The organism is Exiguobacterium sp. SH31 (assembly GCF_001816105.1).
GTDB classification, from domain to species: domain Bacteria; phylum Bacillota; class Bacilli; order Exiguobacteriales; family Exiguobacteriaceae; genus Exiguobacterium; species Exiguobacterium aurantiacum_A.
Window position 1 is genome coordinate 1 of sequence record NZ_LYTG01000101.1, and the last position, 12037, is coordinate 12037.

Here is a 12037-nt window from a genome sequence, read left to right on the forward strand (position 1 = left end):
CCTTTCGTCCATGGGGGTGAGAGACCATGAAAGAGCGTGACAAAGTACTGCAACAAAAAAAGAAACTGTTAAAAGAAGTGCTCAAGAAGAAATTGAAAGACTTGCAAGTGAAGCCAGGGAAGGAAACGGTGTCACAACCGGTTTCTCGGATTCCAGCTTCGTAGAACGGTCGATCAAGGTCGCATTCTTCTGAATGCGTCCTCTTTTCTTACCCGGATGAGAAAGAATATCATTGAAGTTTCAATAAATAAGAATTATTATAATTACGTGAACGAGATTTTGGGTATACAAGAAGAGTCACTAAAAAAATGGACGAACATTTGATCAGGGAGGAACGAAAATGGTCACACTTTATACGTCTCCGAGCTGTACATCGTGCCGAAAAGCACGGGCTTGGCTCGAAGAGCATGATATCCCATTTACAGAACGAAACATATTCTCAGAACCACTCTCACTCAATGAGATTAAACAGATTTTACGCATGACAGAAGACGGCACAGATGAGATCATCTCGACCCGCTCAAAAGTTTTCTCGAAAATCGATGTATCGGTCGACGCACTTTCGCTTCAGCAGTTGTACGATTTGATTCAAGAATATCCGGGCCTCCTTCGCCGTCCGATTTTGATTGATGAAAAACGCCTTCAAGTCGGATATAACGAAGATGAGATTCGTCGATTCTTGCCTCGCAAAGTTCGTACGTTCCAACTTCAAGAAGCGCAACGACTCGTCAACGAGTGAGGAAGCATACTGTCTAAGCAGTGTGCTTTTTATTATCTCGTTTTTCCGATAAAATAGTGGTACACACCCCATCATCAATAGATTGACAGGTCAAAAAAAGGGTACTATGATAACAAGACAATTTCCCCTCTCCTCCTTAAGAAGTAGGAGTGAGGTCAGAAGGGAGTGGACAATCGTGAAAATTGAGCGCATCAATGACAATACCGTCAAGTTTTTCATCACTTATGTCGATATCGAGAAACGCGGATTCGCCCGGGATGAAATTTGGTACAACCGAGAACGTGGTGAGCAGCTGTTCTGGCAGATGATGGACGAAGCGCACGAACGGGAAGATATCTCGTTCGATGGTCCACTATGGATACAAGTACAAGCGTTTGAAAAAGGACTTGAAGTGACCGTCACGATCGCGAAAAATGTGATCGACACAGAAGACGACGCAGAACTCGGGTCGCTCTTGCGCAACGCAATCGACGAAGCGCGTGATCAACAGTCTGTTCTCGACCAGTTGAGTGAACTCGATGAAGTCGAAGCTGAACCGGAGGCGTGGGCTCCGTTAGCTATGGATACGGATGACTTTGAGGCGATTATCGCTCTGAGCAAACGGGCCGGTGATACGCTGAGTAACGTCACCCTCAAGTTATTCCATTATGAAAACCGTTACTACTTGTGGATCGACTTCCCGGACGAGATGGAGCCGGAAGAAGAAGAGAACGTCCTCAGTCTTTTAGCCGAATATTTGTCGTTCAGTACGCAAACCCTCGCTATGCTCGAGGAGTACGGTAAACCGATTCTCGACGGCGACGTGTTCTCGAAAGTACGTCACTATTTCTAAACTCGAATCGCCTGTTCAAGCGGACAGGCGATTTTTTTACTAATCTATACATATTGAAGAGGTGACTTGATGCTCAAGCGTTTACAATTGACGTTGTCAGACAGTACGTGGTTCGTCCCGTTTTTGTATGGGACAGGTGGTATCGTATTAACGTTTCTGACGCAGTATTTCGGTAGCTTTTTCCGCGAACTGTTGCCAGAAATCATTTATTTGGATCAGGATTCAGCTGCTTCCGTCCTTTCGTCGTCGTTCACGAGTCTCATGACGATGATGACGTTCAGTTTTTCGACGATTTTAGTCGTGCTGACGACGTATTCATCTCAATTCTCGCCCCGTACGATCAATAACTTTTTAACAAACTCGGCTTCGAAACATACGCTCGGTATTTTCATCATGACGACCGTGTACGGGATCACGAATTTATTTCTCATTCGGACTTCGGAAGAGGACGCCGTCCTCGCCTCAGGTGTCAGCGTCGTATTAGTCGTCAGTTCGATCTGGGCGTTCGTCAAGTTCATTCAGACGATCAGCGTCTCGATTCAAGCTGAACGCCTGTTATCGTCCTTACATCGAGAGGCACTGTCCGTCATTGTCAAACAGAAACAAGCGGTCGAGGACGGGAAGGTGAGCATCGTGCTGAAGCGATCGGTCCATACGTTCGAAGCAGGGCAAGCGGTGTACGCCTCACGGACCGGCTATGTTCAACTGTTCTCGAGCGAGAAACAAGAAGATCATGACATCAGTTTCGAATCGGTCGTCGCGGTCGGCGACTTTGTGGCGGAAGGAGATATTCTCGGATATTGGCTAGGGGATGACGCTCTCGACAAAGATGTTTTTCAAATCGGCGAGATCCGTTCATCGATTCAAGACCCGGCCTTCGTCATCGAAAAATTGAGTGAGATCGCCCTTAAAGGAGTGTCACCGGGAATTAACGACCCGAACACGGCGATTCATGCGATTCACTATATCGGGGACATCTTACGGGAATTAAGTGAACTTCCGGAAGGAGATTTCGTCTTCTCAAACGGCAAGAGTGATTGGCACATCAAACGGAAAGCGATGGAAGCGACGTTGTTCGAGGCGCTCGCGCCGATCAAGACGTACGCGAGCCATGACATTTTCGTGATGGCGTCGATTTTCGAGGCGATCCGAATCGGACGCCTGCGCGCTCATCCAACGCATCATGACACGTTTGAAGAGTTCGTCGATTACATTGAAGACGTGCTCAACTGGGACGACTTGCATCCGCGCGAAAAGGCGTTCTTGACGACCCAGATGATGCAAGCGAGGAAGATCAAGGCATAATATACATCTGTTCGCACAAAAGCGAAAGGGGCCGTCTAATTCGTAGACGACCCCTTTTCGCGTTCAAGACAGGCTGTAGCCACCGTCGATGGTGATGGCTTGGCCGTTAATATAGCTCGATGCATCACTCAATAAAAACGTGACGACCGGTGCGACTTCTTCCGGTGAAGCGGCATTCCCGCGGAAATGATGGCTCATCGCGTCTTTGAATTTCGCCTCGCCGCCGTACAGCTTATGGCTGAGCGGCGTATCGACCGGTCCGAAACAGACGGCGTTGAAACGAATCTTTCCTTTCATCCGATGGGCGAACGTCTTCGTCAGCGCGATGACGGCCGCTTTCGAAGCGGCGTATGGACCGAGCATCGGCGGGAACTTGACGTGTCCGACGATCGCTGCATTGTTGACCACGCTTGAACCAGTCGCGAGGAGCGGAATCGCGCGTTGAATGAGGCGGTTTGTCGCCAACACGTTTAGTTCGAATACTTCCTCAAAAGCAGAGGCCGGCAACCGTTCAGGCGTACCGGGACGACCGAACGTCGCGGCGTTGTTGAATACTCCGTGCAGGACGACTTGATCGGCTACGAGGCGATCCATGAGCGCCTCGACCTCGTCAGCTTGAGATAAATCACATTTCAGGAACGTGATCGTGTTATCCGATTCGAGTTCGAGTGCCGCACCTCTCGTCTCATCACGTCCGACGCCTAAGACGTCGTGTCCTTCTTCCGTTAACCGTAAGGCGACCGCACGACCGATGCCACTCGTCGCCCCCGTCACTAGAAAAGTCCCCATATTTTCTCCACTCCCCTCAAAAAGATATCGTTCCGATGTATAATTAATGATAATACATGACAGAAACGGGGTCAGCTTATAATATGTTGCGACGCATACAAGTACTATTATCCCTTCTTTTGCTCGCAGGGCTCATTGCCGTATTATCTTATTACTGGAGCTCGCAAGTGATTGGGCTGTTCACGATCCTCGTCTTTCTGACGACGTTTAGCATCTTGCTCGTCATCTTGCTCGAGAACCGTAATCCGCAACGAACGCTCATCTGGGCAATCGTCATGCTCGGATTTCCGGTCGTCGGTTTATTCGCATACTTCGTCTTCGGTCAAAACTATCGGCGGAGACGCATGTTCAATGAGAAGGCGATGTTGGATGAAGAAACGTATCTCGCTTATCGGCAAAAAGCGATGACACTCTCGCCATCGCTCATGTTTCCGCACGATGATTATGAGAAGTTGCTCCACTTAACGTCTTCATTGAATCAATTACCCGTCTCGTCGAACACGTATACACAAATCCTCACGAACGGAAAAGAAAAGTTTTCGAAACTATTGCCAGCCTTGAACGGGGCGACGCGTCACATTCACCTCGAGTACTACATTTTCCGGGAAGATCGTATTTCTCGGGAAATTCAACGTATTTTGATTGAAAAAGCGCGGTCAGGGGTCGAGGTCCGGTTTTTGTACGATGCGGTCGGATCGATCCATACGAGCAGTTCTTTTTTCGAAGAGATGCGACAAGCTGGTGTCCACGTCCAGGCGTTCTTTCCCGTCGTCTTACCGCTCGTCTCGAGCAAGACGAACTACCGGAACCACCGGAAAATCGTCGTCATCGACGGGACCGAAGCGTTCACAGGCGGTTTGAACGTCGGGGACGAGTATTTAGGGGAGCATACGAAGTTCGGATTTTGGCGTGACACGCATCTCTACGTCAGAGGGGAAGGGGTATCGGAACTGCAGCTGATCTTCCTGCAAGACTGGTACTATATGACGGGTGAGCGCTTGTTCACGCCGTTCTACCTAGAGCCGCTCGAGACGGTACGTAGCGCGAGCGGCGGTGTCCAAATCGTCGCCAGCGGACCGGACGAGCCGTACGAGACGATGAAGTCGATTTATTTCGCACTTATCAACGCCGCCAAAAAATCGGTGTACATCTCGTCACCGTACTTGATTCCTGACGAGGATATTATGAGTGCGTTGAAGACAGCTTCTTTGTCGGGGATCGATGTCCGCATCGTCTTACCGAGCTTCCCGGACCATAAAATCGTCTTCTATGCGAGCCGATCTTATTATGAGGAGTTGCTCAGCTCTGGCGTCAAGATTTATTTGTACGAGGAAGGATTCATGCACTCGAAAGTCATCGTCATCGATGACGGCCTGGCGACGATCGGGACGGCAAACATGGACTTCCGCAGTTTTCATCTCAATTTTGAAGTGAACGCACTGCTGTACAACACGAACTCGGTTCATCAGCTCAAGCAAGACATCTACAAAGATTTTGAAGGGTCTCACGAGTTGGAATTGGGCGCGTTCGCAGAACGATCTTATTTCATCAAACTCGTTGAATCTTTGGCACGAATGTTTTCACCATTATTATGAGGGGGAAGCGGGATGCGGTTCGCAATCGATCAGACAGGGGAGTACGTCGATGCCCATACGTTGAGTCGGAGGCAAATCGAACCGGCTGCCCCTTTTTCATGTCCACAGTGCGGAGAACGGGTCATTGTCAAACGAGGAGCGAAACGACGGCTCCATTTTTCTCACGTTCAAACGTGTGGGAGCGGAGAGTCGGCTGGTCACCGAACCGATAAATGGGGCGTCAGACAATGGCTGCAGGCGGGCGGATATGATGTCGAGCAAGAAGTGGATCTGAACGGGAGACGGGCTGACTTGGTCGCGACAAAAGCGGGGTCGTCATTCGTCGTCGAAATACAGGCCTCACCGCTAGCAATCGATTCTTACGTAGAACGGACGAGACACTATGAGCGAAACGGTCTTGCCGTCATCTGGATCGCGAGCGGATTACGCCTTGAACCGGTGCCGTCCTTCTCACCGTGGATGAGGTACGAGATCGCACGGCGGCGCACGCTGATCGTTCCGGTCAAGAACGCGTTGTACCGGTTCGTCGGGTGTCCAATCTCGCTCAGACGGGCACAAGGTGCGTGGGTGCCAGCGACATCTTTTGACGTCTCGCCGTTTGAGCCGTTTTATCGGTTTGATGCGCACCGATGGATTCAACTCGTGCGGCGTAAGCGCATGACGCCGCCTTATCCGACGCCGCTCTACAGACGGCTGATCTTGAATCGTCTCTATCCGCTCGGCATGTTACCGTCACTTTTGCCGACGGTCTGTTATTTGCCGCTCCCGGCGCTGTGGGGTGTTCATGTTCATCCGTTCGAATTTCAAACGGTCTTGTATTTAAATCGATGGGAAGCGCCCAAGGATTCGCTCGCTTTTAGCATCGAGAAGACATGCCGTCAGTTCAACGCGACCCCGACAAGCGACTTTGTTTCTTCGTTTCAGTTACAATGGAGACAACTCTTGAACGTATTCGGCTTGTCAGAAAACGTCATCGACTGGCAAGTCCCAGTCACGCTCGAAGCAGCACTTCGTGACGATATTCGTTTGTTTCAAGGGTTTCAGCGATTCATGGCGAAATCGTATATAAACTGAGAAAAGGAAGTGGACATATGTCAGAAGTACTAACACGACAACAAGTACCCGTCGAGGAGACGTGGAACTTAGAAACCATCTATGCAGACGACAAAGCGTGGGAGCAAGACTTTGAGACACTCAAAGCCCGAATCCCTGAACTCGTTGAATTCAAAGGGAAACTCGGGGAGTCGGCCGAGACACTTTACGCGGCGCTGCAGCTCCGTGACGAAATCTCGCGTCAACTGCATAAGCTGTATACATACGCCCATATGCGCTATGACGAAGATACGGCCAACAGCCATTATCAGGCGCTGAACGACCGTGCCGGGTCACTCGCCGCTCAAATTTCGGCTCAACTTGCCTTCATGACACCAGAACTGCTCGCCATCGACGAAAGTGAGATCACTGCGTTCATGGGCGGCCACGAAGGGTTGACCGTCTACCGTCATGCGTTCGATGAGTTGGCGCAAGAGCGGCCCCACGTCTTGACGGAAGCGGAAGAAGCGATCCTCGCCCAAGCCGGCGACGTGCTCGGACAATCGAGTTCGACGTTCGGCATGCTCAACAACGCCGATTTGAAATTCCCTAAAGTGAAGAATGAGCAAGGAGAAGAAGTCGAACTGACGCACGGTCGTTACATTACGTTTTTAGAGTCGGCAGACCGGAGCGTGCGTGAGACGGCTTTCAAAGCGATGTATGGGACGTACAAACAATACTTGAACACGTTCGCGTCAACTCTGTCTGGGAGCGTGAAGAAGGACAACTTTTATGCGACGGTGCGCAAGTTTGAGAGTGCGCGTCAATCGGCACTCCACAACAACTCGATTCCTGAATCGGTATACGATGGACTCGTTGAAGCGGTGAATGAACGGCTCGATCTGTTACACCGTTATGTCGCGCTTCGTAAACGAGCGCTCGGTGTAGACGAAGTGCACATGTATGACCTTTACACGCCACTCGTCAAAGACGTCGAGATGAAAGTGCCTTATGAAGAAGCGAAAGAGCTCATGGTCAACGGTCTGGCTCCACTCGGAGACGAGTACGTCCAAATCGTCAAAGACGGTCTCGACTCACGTTGGGTCGACGTCCGGGAGACTCGCGGCAAACGTAGCGGTGCCTATTCGTCTGGCGCGTACGACACGCAACCGTTCATCTTGATGAACTGGCAAGACAACGTGAATAACTTGTTCACACTCGCCCACGAGTTCGGTCATTCGGTACACAGTCACTACACGCGTGCCACGCAACCGTACCCGTATGGGGACTATTCGATTTTCGTGGCAGAAGTCGCCTCGACGACGAATGAGGCGCTCTTGAACGACTATTTGTTGAAGACACGGACGGACAAAGCCGAGCGCCTTTACTTGCTCAACAATCAACTCGAGACGTTCCGGGGGACGCTGTTCCGTCAGACGATGTTCGCCGAGTTCGAACATAAGATCCATCAAGCGGCCCAAGACGGCATCTCGCTCACACCAGAATACTTGAACGAGACGTATCTTGAGTTGAACAAGCGTTACTTCGGCGACGACATCGTCATCGACGAAGAGATCGCGTTCGAGTGGGCCCGTATCCCGCACTTCTATTACAACTACTATGTATATCAGTATGCGACAGGAATTTCGGCGTCAGCGGCGTTGTCGCAACAAATCATGGACGAAGGTGCGCCTGCCGTTAAACGTTATATCGACAAATTCTTAAAAGCCGGGTCGAGCGATTACCCGATCGAGGTGTTGAAGGCGGCCGGCGTTGACATGACGACGAAAGCACCTGTGTTAGCGGCGCTCGATCAGTTTGAATCCGTCCTCGATGAGATGGAATCACTCCTGTTTTCGTAATCGCGCACGTGCGTGAACATTATGTGACAATATGAACAAAGTGCTTGTCAATAGGCGAGCCTATGGTTATATTATAAGTGTGAAATCAATCACAAACCCCTTTATTGACCGTAAACTTTCTCCCGTCTTGACACCTTCCCCGGGTGTTAAGATCGGCGTCTCTTGTCCCCGCTTGAGACGTCAAAAACCCACGGCTCCCCGGCCGTGGGTTTCTTTTTGTATCCGTTTATTTTTGTGTGGCCCATGCTTGACCGCTGCATCCGGGGACGGGGCGGCAACGTTGCTGGAGCGACAGTTTTTTCAGTTCCCGTTCGATGACCGGCTTGTCGAGCTCTAAGATGAACGCGAGCTCAGTGATTGTCGAGGCGTCGTAGTGACGTAACACTTTTTCAACGTTCCAACCGGTTTGCCGATTCGGTACGTATCCGAGCAGTTCACTCATAACGGATTGGTACACGTCGTAAGGATAGACGCCTTCGATTTTGAGCGCCTCGTCACGAGTGACGAACGTCATGGCAGGAAGCGATTCGATTTCCCAGTCTTTTAATATTTGATGGTCGACAGCGAGGGCGCTCAAGAGTTGATTCGACTGCATATCTGCCGCCAACTCATCGATGTCGAGTCCGTATCCAGCGTAAGAGCGCGCGATCTCCCACAGGTCGGCATCATTAGAAGCATCCTTCGTAAAGGCGTCGTTAATATGAAGGTGACGCAAAAAACGCATCGCATGTCGTTTCCCTTGTAATTCCATAGCCTTGATCATCGTGAGAAGGCGAACCTCTTCCTGACATCCGCCAACACAACTAGGAACTGTCGAGACCATCCGAAAACGAATCAAGTGCCCGTATTCGAGCTCGAGTTTTTTAATGAGTGTCATCACGTGAAAACCGTCGGGATCAGAGATGTCCATGAAATAGAATAACTCTAATGGCTTATATGTTACTTGGATAGAAGATTCTTCCAGTGAACAGGATGACTCATTACATTGTTCAAGTTCCATTGTGTCGCCTCCTCTCGTAAACAAAATCAAATATATCGTATGCTCATTGTAGCAACGAAAAAAAAGGTTGGCAACGTATCTGCTCAACCTTCACTCCGTCCCATCTTTTCTTCCATGAATCGGACGATTTTATTTTTGGCCGGACGTAACGGGATATTATGGCTCGAGAGCAGCTTTTCAAACGCGATTCGGCCTGCCGTTTCGTCCGTCACTTCGAATTCTATTTCGTAATCACAAATCTCCAAATAATGACTTTCATCGAGCACGAGCAGACCGTCTGACGTCTCGATTTCAGCACGCTTCGTCTCGAGCCGGCCCAAATGTTCGAGCGGTCCGGTCAAATTGAACGTGGCGAGGGCTTGTTTCATCTGTTCGTCGTGGATGATGCCGTACTTGAACAAATTTTCTGCCGCTTTTTCATCGATCGGTGCATGCGTCTCGAGCAGTCCGACATCGTGCGGTTGTTTGAGTGTCAAAACTTGACCGCTCTTCTTCTCACGGATGCGCAAGGCCGCGCCTTGGCTGCGCAGTTCAAACGTGGGCGTATCGAAATAATCGTTGGCTTGCCATTTGACTTGGTCGGATAACTGATACGATTCGAGCAACGTCTCATACTCATCCTTCGTCAGCATCGATTTAAACTCAATTTCCACTTCTTGGGTCATTCGTCATCGCTCCATTCTATGAACAATTGTTGGTTTATGATACCATACAATCGGATACATACGGAAAAAAGCAAGGTTTTCCGAAACGAACGAAAGTGGTGACAGCATATGCAATCAGTGGACTGGGATCAATTTTTAGTGCCGTATCAAATTGCGGTCGATGAACTGAAAGTGAAGTTTAAAGCGATCCGTAAGCAATACAACTCGCAAAATGACCATTCTCCGATCGAGTTCGTCACCGGCAGGGTCAAGCCGGTTGGAAGCATCCTCGAGAAAGCGAAACGCAAACAGATCGCCTATGATCACTTGTCGACCGAGATGCAAGACATCGCCGGGCTTCGAATCATGTGTCAATTTGTTGATGATATCGTACAGGTCCTCGAGCTGTTGCACCACCGGACCGACTTTAAAATTGTAGAGGAACGGAACTACATCACGAATCAAAAAGAATCGGGTTATCGGTCGTATCACATTATCATCGAATACCCGGTCCAGACGATCCACGGGGAATTCCCAACGCTCGTTGAAGTCCAAGTTCGGACGCTCGCGATGAACTTTTGGGCGACAATCGAGCACTCGTTGAACTATAAATACGATGGCGACATGCCGCAAGAAGTCCAAGAACGGCTGCGCCGGGCCGCGGAGGCGGCGTTTCTGCTCGATGCTGAGATGAGTCAGCTCCGCGTCGAGATTCAAGATGCGCAGCAAGTGTTTCGTGATAAAGAAATGAACGTCCAAACGGACCAAGACTAGGGGGTGAGTGTATGCAGTTTGCGATTGTGTCAAGGGGAGATGCGCGTTCCGCGGAGATTGCGCGTGAGTTGACAGACAAGTTGACCGGGGCGGGACATTCCGTCTCGGAACAACCTCGGATCGTCGTTTCGGTCGGTGGGGACGGGACGATGCTACAGGCGTTCCATGAATATGTCGACCGGCTAGACGACACCCTTCTCGTCGGCATCCATACGGGCCATCTCGGTTTTTACGCCGACTGGCAACCGGACGAGCTCGATGAATTGACAGAGATGATCACGAGCGAGTCGTTCGAACCGGTATCTTATCCGCTCGTCGAAGTGTTGATCGACTATGAGGACGGGACGACCGAGCGGCAGTTGGCGATGAACGAGTGTACGATTAAAAATTACAAGCGCACGCTCGTGTGTGACTTGTCGATCCGTGACGATTACTTTGAAACGTTCCGGGGAGACGGTCTTTGCATCTCGACACCGTCCGGATCGACCGCCTACAATAAAGCGCTCGGCGGTGCGATCGTCCATCCATCGATCGAGGCGATCCAAGTGACCGAGATGGCGTCGATCAATAATCTCGTCTACAGGACGATCGGCTCACCATTGTTGTTGCCGAAGCACCACCAAGTCAAAATCAAGCCGCATACGAAAACGGAGTTTGAGCTCGCGTTCGACCATCAGGAAGCACTGTCGTGGTCGAACGTCCAGTCGATCCGTTGCGCGGTCGCGAAAGAAAAAGTGACGTTCGCCCGGTTCCGTCCGTTCCCGTTTTGGCGTCGGGTGCGCGAATCGTTCATCGAGGAAGGGAAGTAACATATGTACGGTTTTACATTACGTCGTGTCGCGGAGACGAACGTCCCGCTGCGCGACTTTTTGATGGGGGATTGTGGCATCTCACGCAAGATGTTGACGCAAGTCAAACACGGTGGCCTCATCTTAGTGAACGGGAAGCCGCGAACTGTTCGCTTTGATGTGTCGAGCGGCGATGAAGTTGCGGTTCATTTTCCGCTTGAGCAGCCAGCGGAGACGATGGTCCGTTCACGGCGTCCGCTCACGGTCATCTACGAGGATGACTATTTGCTCGCCGTCGACAAGCCGGCAGGCATCGCGACGATCCCGTCTCGGCTTCATCCTGACGACACGCTTGCGAACGCTGTGCTAGGTTACTATGAACGAATTGGATTGCACTCGGCGATTCATGTGATCAATCGGCTCGACCGGGACACGTCTGGTGTCGTCTTGTTCGCTAAATATGCATACGTGCACCATCGCTTCAGCGAACTTCAAAAGCGAGGTGGTTTGTCCCGGACGTATATCGCTCTCGTCGAAGGACTAGTCGAACGACAGACGATTGATGCGCCGATCGGTCGGGCCGAACACTCGATCATGGAACGCGTCGTCACAGACGACGGGCAACGAGCCGTCACACACGTCCGTCACGTCGAGTCGCGCGGTGACTATACGGCGTT

Annotated in this window: 13 protein-coding genes; 10 read left to right on the forward strand and 3 right to left on the reverse strand. The window is 50.7% G+C overall.

What is annotated here, in order from left to right; translation table 11 throughout:
* Nucleotides 1-26: 26 nt before the first annotated feature.
* From A6395_RS16115 to A6395_RS13835, 4 genes are all read left to right on the forward strand, one after another.
* Entirely contained in the window at nucleotides 27-164 is a 138-nt protein-coding gene (locus tag A6395_RS16115) for a hypothetical protein (RefSeq protein ID WP_167331259.1), read from the forward strand.
* A 176-nt stretch (nucleotides 165-340) separates the two neighbouring features.
* Nucleotides 341-739, forward strand: a complete 399-nt coding sequence (gene spxA, locus A6395_RS13825; RefSeq protein ID WP_015881217.1) for a transcriptional regulator SpxA — start codon at nucleotides 341-343, stop codon at nucleotides 737-739.
* Nucleotides 740-914: 175 nt separating this feature from the next.
* On the forward strand, nucleotides 915-1571 hold the full coding sequence (gene mecA / locus A6395_RS13830; protein WP_071399493.1) for an adaptor protein MecA: 657 nt from the start codon (nucleotides 915-917) through the stop codon (nucleotides 1569-1571).
* A gap of 69 nt (nucleotides 1572-1640) precedes the next feature.
* Nucleotides 1641-2876: a DUF2254 domain-containing protein gene (locus tag A6395_RS13835; RefSeq protein WP_071399494.1), complete on the forward strand. Its 1236-nt coding sequence runs from the start codon at nucleotides 1641-1643 to the stop codon at nucleotides 2874-2876.
* A gap of 63 nt (nucleotides 2877-2939) precedes the next feature.
* Here A6395_RS13835 and A6395_RS13840 read toward each other — a convergent pair whose 3' ends face one another.
* Nucleotides 2940-3665, reverse strand: a complete 726-nt coding sequence (locus A6395_RS13840; protein WP_071399495.1) for an SDR family NAD(P)-dependent oxidoreductase — start codon at nucleotides 3663-3665, stop codon at nucleotides 2940-2942.
* Between the two features lie 83 nt (nucleotides 3666-3748).
* On the opposite strand from A6395_RS13840, the gene cls reads away from it, so the two are divergent.
* From cls to pepF, 3 genes are read left to right on the forward strand one after another with little or no spacing between them, the layout of a single operon-like run.
* Entirely contained in the window at nucleotides 3749-5260 is a 1512-nt protein-coding gene (gene cls, locus A6395_RS13845) for a cardiolipin synthase (RefSeq protein ID WP_070327629.1), read from the forward strand.
* Nucleotides 5261-5272: 12 nt separating this feature from the next.
* A complete protein-coding gene (locus A6395_RS13850; protein WP_071399496.1) occupies nucleotides 5273-6334 on the forward strand; it encodes a competence protein CoiA in 1062 nt (353 codons plus the stop codon).
* Nucleotides 6335-6351: 17 nt separating this feature from the next.
* Nucleotides 6352-8154, forward strand: a complete 1803-nt coding sequence (gene pepF / locus A6395_RS13855) for an oligoendopeptidase F (protein ID WP_071399497.1) — start codon at nucleotides 6352-6354, stop codon at nucleotides 8152-8154.
* A 226-nt stretch (nucleotides 8155-8380) separates the two neighbouring features.
* Here the strand turns inward: pepF and A6395_RS13860 are convergent, their stop codons facing one another.
* Nucleotides 8381-8905, reverse strand: coding sequence for a DsbA family protein (locus A6395_RS13860; RefSeq protein ID WP_233589609.1), 525 nt, complete (start codon nucleotides 8903-8905; stop codon nucleotides 8381-8383).
* Nucleotides 8906-9237: 332 nt separating this feature from the next.
* Nucleotides 9238-9819 (reverse strand): CYTH domain-containing protein, encoded by a 582-nt coding sequence (locus A6395_RS13865; protein ID WP_071399499.1) that lies wholly within the window; start codon nucleotides 9817-9819, stop codon nucleotides 9238-9240.
* Between the two features lie 108 nt (nucleotides 9820-9927).
* Here A6395_RS13865 and yjbM point away from each other — a divergent pair, with 108 nt between their 5' ends.
* The 3 genes from yjbM to A6395_RS13880 all read left to right on the forward strand — a co-directional run.
* Nucleotides 9928-10572, forward strand: a complete 645-nt coding sequence (gene yjbM / locus A6395_RS13870; RefSeq protein ID WP_070327625.1) for a GTP diphosphokinase — start codon at nucleotides 9928-9930, stop codon at nucleotides 10570-10572.
* An 11-nt stretch (nucleotides 10573-10583) separates the two neighbouring features.
* Nucleotides 10584-11381 carry an NAD kinase gene (locus A6395_RS13875; RefSeq protein WP_071399500.1) on the forward strand — a complete coding sequence of 266 codons (798 nt, stop codon included), beginning with the start codon at nucleotides 10584-10586 and terminating at the stop codon, nucleotides 11379-11381.
* Between the two features lie 3 nt (nucleotides 11382-11384).
* Nucleotides 11385-12037, forward strand: a 653-nt coding sequence (locus tag A6395_RS13880; RefSeq protein WP_071399501.1) for an RluA family pseudouridine synthase, incomplete at its 3' end; no start/stop codon positions are given.